Raw genomic sequence first — 17,290 nt, 5'->3', positions numbered from 1 at the left:
CGCACCGGGTCGCCGGGCCCGTGCCCAAAACGCCCTGTTCCCCGGACGGCGGAGCCGCCTGCCCGGCCTTCCGCTCCCGGCCCCGGGCGGCGCGCCCCCACCCGGAAACCGCCCGGCCCGCGGCGCGCCCGCTGCCGTGGGACGGCGCGTCGACCGCGGGGCGCAGGCATGCGCCCGAGAGCGGATCAACGGTCGTCACCTCGGGTGACGCCTCTCGCCTCGCACGGCCGGGCAGTGTAGACATGGGCACATGGTCCGCCTGCACGGCCGGCCCCATCCACGGCCGCTCCATCCTCCCGGGGACCCGCACGCACGACCGGTGCCGCGGGAGCAGGGCGCGGACGGGCGGCGCCGCGTCGGCGGACTGCTGCGGTCGGCGCTGGGCGGGAGCAGCTTCGCCGCGCAGGTGTTCGTCTTCCAGGTGGTGATCGTGCTGCTGCTGGTCGTGTCGGCGGTGGTGGCACAGCTGCTCCAGGTGCGGCACGACAGCAGCATGGAGGCCCGCAACCGCTCCCTGGCCGTCGCCGAGACGTTCGCCAACGCGCCGGGCACCGTGGAAGGACTGCGCAGCCCGGATCCGACCGCCGTCCTGCAACCGAGGACGGACGCCGCCCGCACGGCGGCCGGCGTCGACTTCATCGTCGTGATGAACCGGGACGGGACCCGCTACACGCATCCCCAGTCGGACCGCATCGGCCAGAAGTTCATCGGGAACTTCGGCCCCGCGCTGTCCGGGCACATCGTCACCGAGGAGATCAACGGGACCACCGGCCCGGTGGTGCAGGCCGTGGTGCCCGTGCGGGCACCCGACGGGTCGGTGGTGGGCGCGGTGTCGTCCGGCATCACGACCGCCCATGTCGGCGGGCTGGCCGACCAGCAGATGCCGCTCCTGCTGTCGTCCGCCGCCGCCGCGCTCGCCGTGTGCACCGCGGGCACGGCGCTGGTGAGCCGGCGACTGCGGCGGCAGACCCGGGGCCTCGGCCCGAACGAGATGACCCGGATGTACGAACACCACGACGCGGTGCTGCACGCGGTTCGCGAAGGCGTGCTCATCGTGGGCGGTGACGGCCGGCTGCTGCTCGCCAACGACGAGGCGAAACGCCTCCTGGACCTGCCCGCGGACGCCGAGGGCCGGTATGTGCTGGAGCTCGGCCTGGACGCGGACACCGCCGCCCTGATCGCCTCGGGGCGGGCCGCCACCGACGAGGTGCACCTCGTCAAGGACCGGCTGCTGGCGATCAACCAGCGGCCCACGAACCTGCACGGCGGTCCGCTGGGCAGCGTCACCACCCTGCGCGACTCCACGGAGCTGCGCGCCCTGTCCGGCCGGGCGGAGACGGCCCGCGAACGCCTCGACATGCTGTACGACGCCGGGGTCGGCATCGGCACCAGCCTGGACGTGACCCGCACGGCCGAGGAGCTGGCGGAGCTGGCCGTCCCCCGGTTCGCCGACTTCGTCACCGTGGACCTGTACGAGTCCGTCCTCAGCGGTGAGGAGCCGCAGCCCGCTCTCGCGCTGTGCCGGGTGGCCGGCAACGGCGTCCGGCGCGACGCTCCGCTCTACCCGGTGGGCGAGCGCATCCGCTTCGTACCGTCCTCGCCCCAGGGCCGCAGCCTCGCCACCGGCCAGTCCGTGGTCGAGCCGCTGCTCGGCGAGGCGATCGGCTGGCACACGCAGGACGTCAAGCGGACCGCCCAGGTGTTGGAGTACGGCATCCACTCGCTGGTCACGGTGCCGCTGCGGGCGGGCAGCCTGGTCCTGGGCCTGGCCAACTTCTGGCGCTCGCGCAGGCCCGATCCGTTCGACCAGGAGGACCTGGCCCTCGCCGAGGAGCTGGTCGCGCGCGCCGCGGTGTCCATCGACAACGCCCGCCGCTACACCCGCGAGCACAGCATGGCGGTCACGCTCCAGCGCAGCCTGCTGCCGCGCACACTGCCCGAGCAGGGCGCGCTGGAGGTCGCCTACCGCTATCTGCCGGCCCAGGCCGGGGTGGGCGGCGACTGGTTCGACGTCCTGCCGCTGTCCGGTGCCCGGGTGGCGCTGGTGGTCGGGGACGTGGTCGGGCACGGGCTGCACGCCGCGGCCACGATGGGCCGGCTGCGCACGGCGGTGCACAACTTCGCCGCCCTGGACCTGCCGCCGGACGAACTCCTCGGTCTGCTCGACGAGTTGGTGGGCCGTATCGACCAGGACGAGACACCGGCCGACCGCGGCACGGTGGTCACCGGCGCGACCTGTCTGTACGCGATCTACGATCCGGTCTCCCGCCGCTGTTCCCTGGCCCGGGCGGGCCATCCGCCGGCCGCCCTGGTCCGGCCGGACGGCACCGTGGAGTTCCCGGACGTCCCGGCCGGACCGCCGCTGGGCCTCGGCGGTCTGCCGTTCGAGACGGCCGATCTGGAGCTGCCGGAGGGCAGCCGTCTCGTGCTGTACACCGACGGGCTGGTCGAGGACCGGGACCGGGACATCGACGTCGGCCTCGACCTGCTGCGGACCGCGCTGGAGGAGGCCGGCGACTCGCCCGAGGAGACCTGCCGGGCCGTCCTCGACCGGCTGCCGGCCCGGCCCAACGACGACGTCGCCCTGATCGTGGCGCGCACCCGTGCGCTCGGCCCGGACCGGGTCGCCGAATGGCGGGTGCCGACCGACCCGGCGGCCGTCTCGGACGTACGCGCCGCGGTGATCAGGCAGTTGGCGCAGTGGGGGCTGGAGGAGCTGACGTTCACCACGGAGCTGATCCTGAGCGAGCTGGTGACCAACGCGATCCGCTACGGCCGTGCCCCGGTAGGCGTGCGGCTGCTCCGCGACAGCAGCCTCATCTGCGAGGTCACCGACGGCAGCACGACCTCGCCGCACCTCAGGTACGCCGCGAGCACGGACGAGGGTGGCCGGGGCCTGTTCCTCGTCGCCCAGCTCGCCGTCCGCTGGGGCACCCGGTACACCCCCTCCGGGAAGGTCATCTGGGCGGAGCAGCCGCTGTCGGCCCCACTGTGAACCTCCGTCGGGACCGGGTCCGACAAGGGACGCCCTCGCTGGACCGCCGGCGACCCGGCCCGGCACGAGGCGGCACCCGGCCGGGCGGCGGCCGGTCCGGCGGGCCGGTCAGCCGAGCGCGCGGTCCAGGTTGAAGGCGGCGCTGATCAGCGAGAAGTGGGTGAACGCCTGCGGGAAGTTGCCCTGCTGCTCGCCGGTGCGGCCGATTTCCTCCGCGTACAGGCCCAGGTGGTTCGCGTAGGTCAGCATCTTCTCGAACGCCAGCCGGGCCTCCTCCAGCCGTCCGGCGCGCACCAGCGCCTCGACGTACCAGAAGGAGCAGATCGAGAACGTGCCCTCGTCACCGCGCAGCCCGTCCGGGCTGGCCTGCGGGTCGTAGCGGTAGACCAGGGAGTCGGAGACCAGGTCCTCGCCCAGGGCGTCCAGGGTGGACAGCCACTTCGGGTCGGTGGGCGCGATGAACTTGGCCAGCGGCATCATCAGCAGGGAGGCGTCGAGGACGTCGCCGTCCTCGTACTGGACGAAGGCGCCGCGCGCCGACGACCAGCCGTGGTCCATGATCCGCCGGTAGATCGTGTCGCGGCTCTGCCGCCACTGGGGCAGGTTGGCGGGGAGCCCGCGCCGGTTGGCGAGCCGGATGGCGCGCTCGATGGCGACCCAGCACATCAGCCGCGAGTACAGGAAGTTCTTGCGGCCGCCGCGGGTCTCCCACACCCCCTCGTCCGGCTGGTCCCAGTTGTCGCAGACCCAGTCCACCAGATGGCACACGTCGTCCCACTGGGCGCTGGAGATGGGCTGGGCCCATTTGTCGTAGAGGTAGACCGAGTCGATCAGGGCGCCGTAGATGTCGAGCTGGAGCTGGTCGGCGGCGGCGTTGCCGACCCGGACCGGAGCGGAGCCGAGGTGTCCTTCCAGGTGGGGCAGCTCGCGTTCGGGCAGCTCGGTGCGGCCGTCGATGCCGTACATGATCTGCAACGGCCCGGAGTCGCCGCCGTCGCCGACGCTGATGTGCGTGGTCAGGAACCGCATGAACGCCTCGGCCTCACCGGCGAAGCCCAGCCGCAGCAGCGCATACACGCAGAAGGCGGCGTCGCGGACCCAGACGTAGCGGTAGTCCCAGTTGCGCTCGCCGCCGATCTGCTCGGGCAGGCTGGTGGTCGGGGCCGCGACGATGGCGCCGGTCGGCGCGTAGGTGAGCAGCTTGAGGGTGAGCGCCGAGCGGTGCACCTGCTCCCGCCACCGCCCGCGGTACTGGGACTGGTGCAGCCAGCGGCGCCAGTACGCGACCGTGGCGGCGAACTCCTGCTCGGCCTCGGCGCGGGCGCAGCCGCGCGGCAGCACTTCGTCGCCGACCCGGTCGAGGGCGAACACCGCGGCCTCGCCCTCGACGAGCTTGAAGTCGGCGCGGACGTCCACGCCGTCGCTCTCCAGCGTCACGGTGGAGGTGAGGCTCAGGGAGAGATCGGGAGAGGCGAACAGGGCCGTGTCGCCCTGTACGCGCAGGGTGTGCGGGGCCGCGCCGTAGTCGAAGCGCGGGGCCACCCGGACCCGGAACGGAATCGTTCCGCGGACGCACAGGACGCGCCGGATCAGCCGGTGCCGGTCGCACTCGGCGGTGGCGGTGGAATCCCCGGTGACCGGCATGAAGTCCTGGACCTCCCCCACCCCGTCCTCGGTGAAGAAGCGGGTGATCAGCACGTTGGTGTCGGGGAAGTAGAACTGCTTGGTCCGGGCCGGTACGGCGGCGGCCAGCTCGAAGGCCCCGCCGCGCTCGGCGTCCAGGATCGCCGCGAAGACGCTGGGCGCGTCGAAGGAGGGGCAGCAGTACCAGTCGATCGTGCCGTTCGTGCCCACCAGGGCCACGGTCTGCAGGTCGCCGATCAGTCCGTGCTCGGCGATCGGCAGATACCGGGAGTCGCCGGGCAGGTCCCGGTGGTATGGCGTCTCGGACATAACGGCAGCCTCCCGGGGACGGGCGTGCGGGCTGCTACCAGCTTAGGAGCGAAGGTTCCGGTCCGGCACGACACGGGCCGGGACCCGGACGCCGGCCCCCTTCCGGATGCACTCGGCGCCCCGGCGGTGAATCGTGAGAGTGTGCCCCGCTCTAGCGGCACGGGTACCGATGCGGCCACACGGACCCCAGGAGGAGCCACCATGTCGACGTCAGAGCCCGAGACATCCTGGTCGCCCGACGATCACTGCACCCCGGACGCCCTGCTGCACTCGGCACCCAGCGCCGGTGTCGGCCCGGAGGACCTGGTCCTCGCGGCGGGCAGGGACATCACCCCGGCCAATCTCGAATGGGCGCGCCGGAAGCTGGACTCGGAGGGCCGGGCCGCCGTGGAGAAGCTGCTGCCCTGAGCTCCGGGCCGAGGGGACGGGCCCGGGTGCGGCGCCGGCAACCCGGGCCGGGCCGACCGCCCGCCGCGCCCGCGTGCCGCGCCGCGGACGGTGATCGTTTCGGGTGCGCCCTTCCGGAGGGTGCTCCGGGGCTGCCAGACTCCGGTGGGTGCCCGACTTCGACTTCGACATGCTCGTCATCGGATCCGGACCCGGCGGCCAGAAGGCCGCCATCGCCGCGGCCAAGCTCGGCCGCCGGGTCGCCGTCGTAGACCGCCCCGACATGGTCGGCGGGGTCTCCATCCACACCGGCACCATCCCCTCCAAGACGCTGCGCGAGGCGGTGCTGTACCTGACCGGCCTCACCCAGCGGGACCTGTACGGACAGAGCTACCGGCTGAAGGAGGACATCACGGTCGCGGACCTGACCGCGCGCACCCAGCACGTGGTCGGCCGGGAGGTCGACGTCATCCGCAGCCAGCTGTCCCGCAACCACGTCTCCCTGTTCGCCGGAACCGGCCGGTTCGTCGACCCGCACACCGTGTCGCTGCGTGAAGCGACCGGCAACGAACGGCTGTTGAGCGCCGAGCACATCGTGATCGCCACCGGCACCCGCCCGGCGCGGCCGGACAGCGTCGAGTTCGACGGGCGCACCATCATGGACTCGGACAACGTGCTGTCGCTGGAACGGGTCCCGCGGTCCATGGTGATCGTCGGCGCCGGCGTCATCGGCATGGAGTACGCCAGTATGTTCGCGGCGCTGGGCAGCAAGGTGACGGTCGTCGAACGGCGGCCGGGAATGCTCGACATGTGCGACGTCGAGATCGTCGAGTCCCTCAAATACCACCTGCGGGACCTGGCCGTCACCTTCCGGTTCGGGGAGACCGTCGCCGCCGTCGAACGCCATCCGCGGGGTACGTTGACCGTCCTGGAGAGCGGCAAGAAGATCCCCGCCGACACGGTGATGTACTCCGCGGGCCGGCAGGGCCTCACCGACGGACTCGACCTGGACAAGGCCGGCCTGAGCGCCGACCGGCGCGGCCGGATCACGGTGGACGAGCACTACCGCACCGCCGTGGAGCACATCTACGCGGTCGGTGACGTCATCGGCTTCCCCGCGCTGGCCGCGACCTCGATGGAACAGGGCCGGACGGCGGCCTACCACGCCTGCGGGGAGCCCGTGGGGCGCATGCACAACCTGCAGCCGATCGGGATCTACACCATCCCGGAGATCAGCTTCGTAGGCCGCAACGAGAACCAGCTGACCGAGGAGCGCGTGCCGTTCGAGGTAGGCGTGGCCCGCTACCGGGAGCTGGCCCGGGGGCAGATCATCGGCGACTCGCACGGCATGCTGAAGCTGCTGGTCTCCCCCGAGGACCGCGCGCTGCTCGGTGTGCACTGCTTCGGCACGGGCGCCACCGAACTGATCCACATCGGACAGTCCGTGATGGGCTGCGGCGGAACGGTCGACTATCTCGTCGACGCCGTCTTCAACTACCCGACGCTCGCCGAGTCCTACAAGGTCGCCGCCCTCGACGCGACCAACAAGCTGCGGCAGATCGACCGGCTGGCGGACTGAACGCGCGCCAACGGCGTTCTTCCTGGTGGGAGTTGGGCCGACGGCGGAAACTCGGGATTTCCCGCTGATCGATCTTGCCAGGGCGAAGGGCACCGCTATCATCACATCCACACTCGGTGTAACCGAGTGCCGACGCTGGGCTCACCGGTGCCCACCGCCCCCCCTTTCCTCCTCCGGCCTGCCTCCGACCCCGAGGCGAACCCTCTCCGGGTCACGGGCGGGTCCCCCCACCCCCCACTCCGTACGTCCTCGGGCCGAGCCGCCCGGGCGCCGTGCACAACCGGAAAGCAGCGCAACGATGAGCAACAACAGGGGCAGAGGGCTGCAGGCCAACGCCCTCGGTACGTTCGACACCGTGGTCATGGCCGTCGCCGGCAGCGCACCGGCGTACTCGCTGGCCGCGACCACCGCCGTGCTGGTCGGCGCGGTGGGCCTGGCGAGCCCGGCGGCGCTGTTGTACTGCGCGATCCCGATGCTGGGCATCGCACTGGCGTTCGCCCAGCTGAGCCGGATCGACGTGAACGCGGGCGCGAGCTACTCGTGGGTGGGGCGCACGCTGCACCCGTCCCTGGGCTTCGTCAGCGGCTGGGCGCTGGTGGTCTCGGCGACCATCTTCATGGTGGCCGGTTCGCTGCCCGCGGGCGCGATGACGCTCGCCCTGTTCGACGAACGGCTCGCCGACGACACCGCGCCGGCCACGGTGGTCGGCGCCGGGTGGTTCCTGGTCATGCTGGGTGTCGTGCTGGGCGGCGCCCGGATCACCGTACGGGCCCAGTTGCTGATGTCCGGCGTGGAACTCGTCCTGCTGACGGTGTTCGCCGTGCTGGCCGTCTTCCACACCGGCAACGCCCGTCCGTTCGACTGGTCCTGGCTGGGCTTCGGCCAGTTCGACGGGGTGTCCGGGTTCGCGGCGGGCGCGCTGATCGCCGCCTTCTACTACTGGGGGTGGGACGTCACCAGCAACCTGAGCGAGGAGACCCGCAACAGCCGGCGGACGACCGGACTCGCGGGACTGATCGGTCTGGGCGTGGTGTTCCTGCTGTTCGAGGTGTTCACCATCGCCGCGAACGTCGTCCTCTCCTCGCAGCAGATCGCCCTGAACGGGGCGAACGTCCTGGCCGTGCTCGGCGAGGAGATCCAGCCCGGCTGGGGCGGCAAGCTGCTGGTGGTCGCGGTGATGCTGTCCACCATCGCCACGCTGGAGACGACGCTCATCCAGGTCACCCGGTCGCTGTTCGCGATGGGCCGCGACCGGACCATGCCGGCCGTGCTGGGCCGGGTGCACCGTACCTGGAACACCCCGTGGGTGGCGATCGTCGTCGTGGGCGCGGTGGCTCTCGCGATGCTCGTCGCCGCCAACGCCCTCGGCACGGTCGGTGAGATCCTCTCCGACGCGATCTCCGCGATCGGTCTGCAGATCGCCGTGTACTACGGCCTCGCGGGACTCGCCGCGGTCGTCGCCTACCGCAAACTCCTGTTCACCTCGGTGCGCCATCTGGTCCTGGGCGGGCTGTGGCCCCTGTTCGGCTCCCTGTTCATGTTCTGGATCTTCGTCGAGTCGCTGGACGAGCTGAGCGGCGCGGCCGTCACCATCGGCATCGGCGGCCTGGCCGTGGGACTGCTGCCGATGTTCTGGTACTGGCACAAGGGCAGCGACTACTACCGGCCGGCCAGACTGGACGCCACGCGCACGGTCGAGGCGGAGTACGTCATGGACGACCGCACGGTCGCGCGTTCCTGCGTCCACGAGGGCCTCCCCACCGACTTCTGAGGGGTGAGCCCGATGGCGCGAGACCGGTTCACACCCGAATTCGACCCCGACTGCGGGGACGCTCTGCTCACCTCCGCCCGCCAGGACATCGTGATCGGCCGCTGGCAGGGGCTCCGCGACCTGCTGCGGGCCACGGGTGGCGACTGGCCGTCCCGCGGGCACCGGATGCGGCTGCTGGCGCAGTCGTGTGCGGGCAGTACGACGGTGGAGTCCTGGCTGGCCGCCGAGCCGCACAGCCCCGACGCGCTGGTGCTGCGGGCGGCGACGGAGACGGCCCGCGCCTTCACCCTGGCCGTCGTGGCGGGCCGGGGCGTGCCGATCGACCGGAAGCGGGTCGACGCGGCCGTACTGGCCTGCCTGCGGGCCACCGAGGCATGGCCGGCCGACCCGACGCCCTGGGTCTCGCTGATCTCGGTGGCCCGGCTGTATCCGACCGGGGTACGGCGGCGGGAACTGGCGCGCTGGTGGGACGAGTTGCACCGGCGCGACCCGTACAGCGTGGAGGGCCACCTCCAGGTGCTGCACTACTACTCGGCGCGCTGGCACGGCACCCACGGCCTCATGTACGACTTCGCCCGGGACGCGGCCGGAGTCGCCCCGCCCGGCTGCGCGCTGCCGGTGCTGGTGCAGTACGCCCGGGTCGAGGAGTTCCGTCACGCCCAGGACGGCTCGCAGGGCCGGCGGTCCACGGTCGGTCTGGGCCAGCACTGGGACCACGACGGCGCCGTCGGCGATGTGCGCCGTACCTGGCAGCGGTGGGTCGTGGGCCGGGGCGACGGCGGCGTCGTCCCGGCCGAGCTGCGCGACCTGAACCACCTCGCCCATGCGGCGTGCCACGCGGGCAGCATGGACATCGCCTCCGCGCTCCTGCGCATGCTGGGCCGCCGCGCCACCCGCACCCCGTGGTCGTACACGGGCGACCCGGCGAAACAGTTGCTGCGGTGGCGCCGGGAACTGGGCCTGCGGGGGTGACGGCGGCCGAGTCCCGGCGGAGCCGGGCGCACCCCTCAAGGGGCGCGGGGTCCGCCGGCGCCCCGGAAGGAGTGCGGCCCCGACTGACCGGCCGCAACCGCGACCGCGACCGCGGCCCGACGACCGCGCGTCACGACCCCTCGGGCCCAGCGCCCCGCCCGAGGTGGGCCGTCCACTTCTCCTCGATGCGGCCGAGCCGCCAGACCAGCAGGGCGACCACCCAGGTGACGACGAACAGGACCGCGATGACGATGCCGAGGGTGTTGAGGTCGAGGCCGCCGATCCAGTCCCAGAACGGGCCGTGCAGGTGGAGCCGGTCGGCGAGCAGGCCGAGGAGTTCGGCCGTGCCGATGAGCAGGGCGACGGCGACGGACAGACCGGTGACCGTGAGGTTGTAGTAGACCTTGCGGACCGGTTGGGAGAACGCCCATCCGTAGGCGAAGTTCATGAACGAGCCGTCGATCGTGTCGAACAGCGACATGCCCGCCGCGAACAGCACGGGCAGGCAGAGGATGGCGTACCAGGGCAAGCCCGAGGCGGCGCCGGACCCGGCGAGCACCAGCAGCGCCACCTCCGTCGCCGTGTCGAACCCGAGGCCGAACAGCAGGCCCAGCGGATACATCTGCCAGGGCTTGGTGATCGACCTGGTGACACGGCCGAGGAAGCGGTTCATGAAGCCGCGGGCGGCCAGTTGCTCCTCCAGGGCGGCCTCGTCGTAGCGGCCGGAGCGCATCCCGCGGAACACCTTCCCGATGCCGACCAGCACGACCAGGTTGATCGCGGCGATGACGTACAGGAACGTGCCGGAGACCGTCGTACCGATCAGTCCGGTCACCTCGTGGAGCCGGGAGTCGTCGTCGCGGACCGGTCCGGCCAGCGTCTTCACGCCGAGGGAGAGCAGCAGGGCCAGCCCGAAGACGATGCTGGAGTGCCCGAGGGAGAACCAGAAGCCGACCGACAGGGGCCGTCGGCCCTCGCCCATCAGCTTGCGGGTCGTGTTGTCGATGGCCGCGATGTGGTCGGCGTCGAAGGCGTGCCGCATGCCCAGCGTGTACGCGGTCACGCCGATGCCGATCCCGAAGGTCTTGGTGCCGAGGCTGTAGTGATGGGGCGCGACGAGCGCCACCAGCGTGAACCAGCCGACCGCGTGCAGCCCGATGACGGCGGCGGCCATCGCGCCGGCCCCGGCCCACTCCTGCCGCGTCAGGGAACCGCGGACGCGCTGCCGGACCGAGGGCTTCGCCCCGGACCGGGCGGGGACGGGCGGAGTGGTGCCGGGAGCGGCCGTCATCGGGAGGTTTCTTCCATCCGGTCAGTCGTGTGTGCACGGCTGCCGTCGACAGCCACTCACCAACCTTACGTACTTGCAAATGATGTGCAGTAAAGCCCGCGGCAGGCGTTGCCCACGGAACCGGAAAGTCAGGCCGCCAGCAGCCCCCGGCCGAGCCAGTCCGCGGAGTCCCTGACGCCCGGCAGCGCGAAGAAGTAGCCGCCGCCGGTCGGTGAGATGTAGTCGACCAGGGGTTCGTCGATCAGCCTGGTCTGGTTGGCCTCGAACTGCCGCCTGACGTCCTGCTGGTAGCAGCAGAAGACCAGGCCCATGTCGAGGTCGCCGACGCCGTCGACGCCCCGGTCGTAGTTGTAGCCGCGGCGCAGGATGCGGGTGTCGTCGCTGGCCGAGGTGCGCGGGTTGGCGAGCCGGATGTGCGCGTCGAGCGGGATCGCCGTGCCGTGCGGGTCCTTGGCGTACTGCGGGGTGTCGGTCTCCTCGGCGCTGTCCAGCGGGGCGCCGGTGTCCTTGCGGCGGCCGATCATCTTCTCCTGCTCGGTGAGCGAGACCCGGTCCCAGAACTCCACCAGCATCCGGATGATCCGGACCACCTGGTAGCTGCCGCCGGTCGCCCACTCCGGCTCGCCCTGCCCGGCGCCGACCCAGATGAGGCGGTCCATCTCGCGGGCCGAGGTGACGTCCGGGTTGGCTATGCCGTCCTTGAAGCCGAGCAGGTTGCGCTGGGCGCCGGTGGGGCGCGGCGCGTTCTGGAAGCCGTCGACGCGCCACTTGATCTGCATGGCCCCACGGGTGTGCCGGGCGATGTCGCGCAGCGCGTGCAGCACGGTGTCCTGGCGGTCGGCGCACAGTTGCAGCGACAGGTCGCCGTGGCACTCGGCGGCGTTCAGGTGGTCGTTCGGGAACGTCTTCATCGGTGTGAGCCGGCTCGGCCTGGCCTTCGCCAGTCCGTAGCGGTCGTCGAAGAGGGAGGAGCCCACGCCCACCGTGACGGTCAGCGCGTCGGTGGGGACCTCTGGCCCCAGGATGCCGTTGTCCGAGGGCGGCGCGCCGACGCCGAGGTCGTCGGGGGCGCCGCCGGCGGTGAGGAAGCGGGCCCGTTCGGTGAGGGTGCGCAGCAGATCGGTGAGGCCGTCGCGGTCGTCGGCGATCACGTCGAAGGAGACGAAGGCCGCGGCGGCGGGCGCGGGGGTGACGATGCCCGCCTGGTGGGCGCCGTGGAAAGGCACCTTGGTGTCGCCGGCGGCACCGTCCGCCGCCTGCGCCTGTCCGGCCCCGCTCTGGCTCAGCGCGAAGCCGCCGCCGGCCAGGGCCGCGCCCGCCGCCCCGGCGCCGAGGGCGGTGCGCACGAAGGTGCGGCGGCCGTGGCCGACGGGGCAGCCGCTGTGCGGGGCGGGCGTTTCGGCGGACGGCATGGAGGTGTTCCCTTCGGGGCGAGCGGTGTGATCCGGGGCCGGGGAGCGGTCCGGGTCGGCGGTCCGGTCCAAGGCCGCGGGGCGGTGCGGGGTGGCCGGTCGGTGCGAGGTGTGCGTGTCGGGCGGCTGCCCGTGCGGGCGCTCGGTGGTCATCAGGCGGCCTTCCGGATCTCCAGCAGGTCCGGGATCGGCGCCAGATCCTCCAGGAGTTGGCCGGTGGCGCCGTCGAGGCGGGCCCGGGCCGTCGCGTCGAGCTGTGCGACGGGCGTCCACCGCGCATCCTGGTGGGCTGCGTCCAGGAGTTGCTGGACGCGGGCGATGTCCGCGTCGACCGTGGGCAGCAGCTTCGGTGACCGGCTGGTCAGCAACGGCCGGAGCAGGCTGAGCAGTTCCCGGGTGCCGTCGAGATTAGCGTCCGCGGTGGCGAGGTTGGTGCCGCTGCCCTCGTCGGTGTCGCCGGTCAGCTCGAACTGGAGGGTGTTCTCCAGGATCTCGTGGGCGCGCAGCGGCAGGTCGCCCGGGTCGAAGTCCTGGGTGGGGAACGCCTTGCGCAGGCCCGCGACGGCGTCGGCGAGTTGTTGGGCGGGCGCTGCGAGCTGGTCGGCGGACTGCCCGTGCCACAGCCCGTACTCGATCCGGTGGAAGCCGGTGAAGTCCTGGTCCTGCACGCCGCCCGCCAGGCCGTCGGCCCGGCCGTCGATCCGCTGGGCGTAGTCGGCGAAGGTGCCGTAGGCGGCGCCGAGGGAGGAGTAGGTGAGGTGGGCGGTCAGCCAGTCGGCACGGGCCCGGTCGAGATCGCCGCCCGCGATGTCGGCGCTCAGTGTGCCGGTCTGCGTGACGAGCGTGGCCAGGCCCTGGTCGACGTACTGCCGGTATGCCTTCAGGGGTCCGGTGAGGTCGCTCGCCGAGACCGGTACGACCGCCTTGGCCGATCCGCCGCCGCTGACGCTGACCGGTTCGGAGGTGACCGCCCGGCCGGTGCTCGGGACACAGCGCCAGGCGTACGTGCCGCCCGCGACCGTGGCGACCAGGGCGCGGGTGGTGCCGGGTGCCAGGCCCTCGATCTCGCCGTAGACCGCGTTGGAGGCCGGGTCGATGAGGTATACCTCGGAGGTCTTGCTTCCGGTGTTGTGCATCTGGAAGGTCTGCCGGCCGGGTTTCGGGGCGGCGAAGCCCTTGCCGCACTCGGTCTCGGAGACGGCGACGGTCTGGTCGCCGGCGGGCTTGGGACGGCCCAGGGCGACGACCAGACCCGCGACGACCGCGGGTACGGCGACGACGGCGACCGGGATCACCCAGGCCGGCCGGCGACGGGCGGCGGCCGGCACCCGGGCGGGCTGCGACTCGGGTTCGGCGGGCTCGGGCCGCGCGGGATCGGCGGGGTCGGGGACTTCGGCGGGGTCGGACTGCGCGGGGTCGACGGGGTCGGGCTCGCCGACCGCCTCGGACGCGGCCGACTGCGGCTCGGCCTGCTCGGTCGCGGACGGCCCGGAGGACTGGGACGACCGGGGCGACGCAGACGACGCAGACGACTCGGATGACTCGGTCGACGCGGTCGAGGCGGTCGAGGCGGTCGAGGCGGTTGAGGCGGTTGATGTGATCGACGAGGTCCACGAGGTCGGCTGGGCCGCGGTCGGCTCGGGGGCGGTCCGCCTGGGTGCGGCCGGCTTGGCCGCGCCGGCGCGTACCCCGCGTACGAACAGGGTCATCACCACGGCGAGATAGACCACATAGGCGGCCGTCTGGAGCCAGGTCATGGTGGGCGTCAGGTTGAACACGCCCTGCACCAGGGTGCTGTACCAGGCGCCGGCATCGATGCTGCCGCCGAGGTCCACGGCGTACGCCGTGCTCCCGGGCAGGACGCCGCCCTCCTGGAGGTCGCGCAGACCGTAGCCGAGGACACCGGCCGCGATCACGATGAGGACGACGCCGGTGGCGGTGAAGAACTTCGTCAGGTTGATCTTCAGGACCCGGCGGTACAGACCCCAGCACAGGCCCGCCGCGAGGACCAGACCGATGGCCGCACCGGTCAGCGGCCCCGCCGACTCGCCGGCGGCCTGGGCGGTGGTCCACAGGAACAGGGCCGTCTCCAGACCCTCGCGGCCCACCGCGAGGAAGGAGGTGACGACCAGCATCCCCGCGCCCATGGCGAGCGCGCCGGTGACCTTCTCCTTGATCTCGCCCGAGAGGCTGCGGGCGGAGCGGCGCATCCAGAACACCATGGCGGTGACGAACGCGACGGCGATCACGCTGAGGGTGCCGCCGAACGCCTCTTGGGCGGTCGCGGAGAGGGACGCGGCGGTGAACGTGAGAACGGCGCCGAAGCTCATCGCCAGCGCGACGGCCGCGAGGACGCCGGTCCACACCTGCGGCAATCGCGACCTGGCGTCCGCCCGAACCAGGGTGGCGACCAGAATGGAGACGATGAGTCCGGCTTCGAGCCCCTCCCTCAGTCCGATCAGGAAACTCGGAAACGCGTCGTCCCACATGCCCTGCGGCCCCTTCCCTGGTTAGCGAAGGCATGCCTTACCTTCGTCGACCATGATGACTACACGGATGTAGTCATCAGGTCACGAACCGGCAATGGAGCGGCAAAAGCCGGGAACGCGGAACGCGCGCCGATCGTCTACAGTTCAGTAGACCGTCTACAGATATGTAGTCACCGAAAGGGCGCGACCTTGATCCCTCCCCCACACCTGTCGTCGCAGCTCGCTGTCAACGTGCTGGATGCCCACTCGCTGCTGGCCGCCTTCGGCGTGCTGGGCGTCGGTGTGGTCCTCTTCGCCGAGACGGGGCTGCTGATCGGATTCTTCCTGCCGGGCGATTCGCTGCTGTTCACGGCGGGCCTGCTGTGCACCGGTACGGCCGACCAGGGGCTGCGGCTGTCCCTGGGGCCGCTGCTCGTCGCCGCCGCGGTGGGGGCGCTGGCCGGCTCGCAGTGCGGCTATCTGCTGGGCCGCAAGGCGGGCCGCCCCCTGCTCGCGCGCAGCCGCTCGGCGCGGTTGCGGGAAGGCGCGCAGCGCGCCGAGGAACTGCTCGACCGCTACGGCCACGCGAAGGCGATCGTCCTCGCCCGGTTCGTGCCCGTGGTGCGTACGGTGCTCAATCCGATGGCCGGGGCACTCGGCGTGCCCGCCCGGACGTTCATTGTGTGGCAGGTGATCGGCGGCCTGGTGTGGAGCGTCGGGCTGACGCTCGCCGGGTATGCGCTGGGCTCCTCCGTCCCGAACATCGACAAGTACCTGCTGCCGCTGATCGCGGTGATCGTGGTCCTGTCCCTGATCCCGCTCGCCGCCGAGGTGCTGCGCTCGCGCAAGGCGGCGAAGGAGGCCCGATGATCCTGGCACTCACGGGTTCGGCGGTGGACGGTGCGGCGTACAAGGACGTGGTGGGCTGGGCGCACCACGCGCCCGGCTGGTTCAACGGCGCGGTGACGGCGTGGTCGGCCTACGGTCTGGCCGTCTTCGCGGTGCTGATGGCGGTCGGCTGGTGGCGCGCACGCCGTGAGGGAGCGACGGCGGCCATGACGGCGCTGGTCGTTCCGGTGATCGTGCTGGTGGCCTTCGCCGTGGACACCGGCCTCAAATCTCTGGTGGCGGAGAACCGCCCGTGCCAGAGCCTGCGGGTCAGCACGCTTGAGGCGTGTCCGGCGCCGGGCGACTGGTCGTTCCCGAGCAATCACGCCGCGATAGCGGCCGCCGCGGCGGTGGCGCTCTGCTTCGTCTCCAGACGGCTGGGCGCGGTGGCCGCCGTGGCGGCGGTCGGCATGGGGGCCTCCCGTGTGTGGATAGGGGTGCACTATCCGCATGACGTCCTCGCGGGGGTCGTGGTCGGCGGACTCGTCGCGCTCGCGTCGATGACAGTGCTGCGGCGATGGCCGAGAGGACTCGCCGGGCGGCTGTCGACGACCTGGCTGCGCCCGCTCCTGGTGTCATGAACCGCAAGGGCATCACCGAACCGGCCGGCAGCACCGGTCTCGGCGCCTGGGCCGCCTTCGGGGTGCTGACCCTGATCGTGGCCGGCGCCCACGGCGCTCCGCAGTTCCTCGACGACGGCCTGCTGCACTGGTCCCTGGGCCACCGTCCGGCCGTGGCGGTGGCCGTGGCCCGTGGGCTGACCGCCACCGGCACGGGCGTGGTGCCGTACGCCCTGGTCCTGTCGGCCGGGCTGCTCGCGGGGCGCACCGCGCGACAGCGGCTGGCGGCCGCGCTGCTCGGCGCGGCCTGCCTCGGCGCGGGGCAGGCCGCGCGCTACGGCGTCATGGAACTGATCGCGCGGGCCCGCCCGCCGCGGTCCGACTGGCTGACCCACGCCTCGGGCTGGTCCTACCCCTCGGGCCACAGCACCACGGCGGCCCTCACCGCCGGGCTGCTGGTCCTCGCGATCTGTCTGCGCGCGCCGCGCGGCAGGACTCCGCTGTGCCTCGCCGTCGGCTGCTGGGGCGTACTGGTCGGGCTCACCCGGGTCTATCTGGGCGTGCACTGGTTCACCGACGTGCTCGGCGGCTGGCTGTTCAGCGTCGGCTGGCTCGGATTCTGTCTGTGCGCGGCGGCCTGGTGGCTGCCCGCACGGTTCATGACGAGCGCCCCGAGCACCCGGGGCGCCGCGAACGCGTCGGACCTGGCCGGTACGCCGGGAGCGTCAAGGACGACAAGGACGACAAGGACGACAAGGACGACGAGGACGGCGGGAACGCCGGACGCGAGGAGCGCGGCAGCCGGTACGCCGGAGGCATCGGCCACCCCGGACGTACCGGGTACGCCGAGGAATCCGCGCACGACCAGCACACCGGGCATCACGGGCACGGCCGACGCGGCGGGCACGGCGGGCACGGCGGCGGACGTTCCGCATGCTACGGACGCCACGGATACCCGTCACACGGCCGCTGCGGGCGAGCCGACCGGCACGGCGGAGGCGACCGGAACAACCC

The 17,290-nt window shown here is 72.3% G+C and carries 11 protein-coding genes and 1 pseudogene; 8 read left to right on the top strand and 4 right to left on the bottom strand.

The features are described 5' to 3' along the window. Positions 1 to 250: 250 nt before the first annotated feature. Positions 251 to 2,995 carry a SpoIIE family protein phosphatase gene (locus ACFC09_RS16675; RefSeq protein WP_376528387.1) on the top strand — a complete coding sequence of 915 codons (2,745 nt, stop codon included), beginning with the start codon at positions 251 to 253 and terminating at the stop codon, positions 2,993 to 2,995. Positions 2,996 to 3,103: 108 nt separating this feature from the next. Here ACFC09_RS16675 and ACFC09_RS16670 read toward each other — a convergent pair whose 3' ends face one another. Then, positions 3,104 to 4,948 carry a glycoside hydrolase family 15 protein gene (locus ACFC09_RS16670; protein WP_376528384.1) on the bottom strand — a complete coding sequence of 615 codons (1,845 nt, stop codon included), beginning with the start codon at positions 4,946 to 4,948 and terminating at the stop codon, positions 3,104 to 3,106. Positions 4,949 to 5,149: 201 nt separating this feature from the next. Here ACFC09_RS16670 and ACFC09_RS16665 point away from each other — a divergent pair, with 201 nt between their 5' ends. The 4 genes from ACFC09_RS16665 (at position 5,150) to ACFC09_RS16650 (ending at position 9,657) form a co-directional block, all read left to right on the top strand. After that, positions 5,150 to 5,356 (top strand): hypothetical protein, encoded by a 207-nt coding sequence (locus tag ACFC09_RS16665; protein WP_376528381.1) that lies wholly within the window; start codon positions 5,150 to 5,152, stop codon positions 5,354 to 5,356. A 169-nt stretch (positions 5,357 to 5,525) separates the two neighbouring features. Beyond that, complete coding sequence (gene sthA, locus ACFC09_RS16660; RefSeq protein ID WP_376528437.1) at positions 5,526 to 6,914, top strand: Si-specific NAD(P)(+) transhydrogenase; 1,389 nt, start codon at positions 5,526 to 5,528, stop codon at positions 6,912 to 6,914. 298 nt (positions 6,915 to 7,212) lie between these two features. Then, positions 7,213 to 8,685, top strand: a complete 1,473-nt coding sequence (locus ACFC09_RS16655; RefSeq protein WP_376528379.1) for an APC family permease — start codon at positions 7,213 to 7,215, stop codon at positions 8,683 to 8,685. A 12-nt stretch (positions 8,686 to 8,697) separates the two neighbouring features. Then, positions 8,698 to 9,657, top strand: coding sequence for a hypothetical protein (locus tag ACFC09_RS16650; protein ID WP_376528376.1), 960 nt, complete (start codon positions 8,698 to 8,700; stop codon positions 9,655 to 9,657). 130 nt (positions 9,658 to 9,787) lie between these two features. On the opposite strand, the gene ACFC09_RS16645 is transcribed toward ACFC09_RS16650, so the two are convergent. From ACFC09_RS16645 to efeU, 3 genes are all read right to left on the bottom strand, one after another. Next, positions 9,788 to 10,948, bottom strand: coding sequence for a HoxN/HupN/NixA family nickel/cobalt transporter (locus tag ACFC09_RS16645; protein ID WP_376528373.1), 1,161 nt, complete (start codon positions 10,946 to 10,948; stop codon positions 9,788 to 9,790). Positions 10,949 to 11,076: 128 nt separating this feature from the next. Continuing rightward, the gene (efeB, locus tag ACFC09_RS16640) at positions 11,077 to 12,360 is read right to left on the bottom strand and encodes an iron uptake transporter deferrochelatase/peroxidase subunit (RefSeq protein WP_376528435.1); all 1,284 of its coding nucleotides are present in this window, start codon (positions 12,358 to 12,360) and stop codon (positions 11,077 to 11,079) included. Positions 12,361 to 12,512: 152 nt separating this feature from the next. Further along, positions 12,513 to 14,849: an iron uptake transporter permease EfeU gene (gene efeU, locus ACFC09_RS16635; protein WP_376528369.1), complete on the bottom strand. Its 2,337-nt coding sequence runs from the start codon at positions 14,847 to 14,849 to the stop codon at positions 12,513 to 12,515. A 189-nt stretch (positions 14,850 to 15,038) separates the two neighbouring features. On the opposite strand from efeU, the gene ACFC09_RS16630 reads away from it, so the two are divergent. The 3 genes and pseudogenes from ACFC09_RS16630 to ACFC09_RS16620 all read left to right on the top strand — a co-directional run. After that, positions 15,039 to 15,698 carry a DedA family protein gene (locus tag ACFC09_RS16630; protein WP_376528366.1) on the top strand — a complete coding sequence of 220 codons (660 nt, stop codon included), beginning with the start codon at positions 15,039 to 15,041 and terminating at the stop codon, positions 15,696 to 15,698. Then, on the top strand, positions 15,695 to 16,297 hold the full coding sequence (locus tag ACFC09_RS16625; protein WP_376528363.1) for a phosphatase PAP2 family protein: 603 nt from the start codon (positions 15,695 to 15,697) through the stop codon (positions 16,295 to 16,297). The genes ACFC09_RS16630 and ACFC09_RS16625 overlap by 4 nt, the downstream gene beginning before the upstream one ends. Beyond that, positions 16,294 to 16,953 (top strand): annotated as a pseudogene (locus ACFC09_RS16620) (phosphatase PAP2 family protein); the annotation flags it as partial. The gene ACFC09_RS16625 and the pseudogene ACFC09_RS16620, both read left to right, overlap by 4 nt. Positions 16,954 to 17,290: the final 337 nt, after the last annotated feature.

The sequence above is a fragment of the Streptomyces sp. NPDC056161 genome (genome assembly GCF_042268025.1).
Taxonomy (GTDB): domain Bacteria; phylum Actinomycetota; class Actinomycetes; order Streptomycetales; family Streptomycetaceae; genus Streptomyces.
This window is presented reverse-complemented; position numbering and strand designations above follow the sequence as displayed.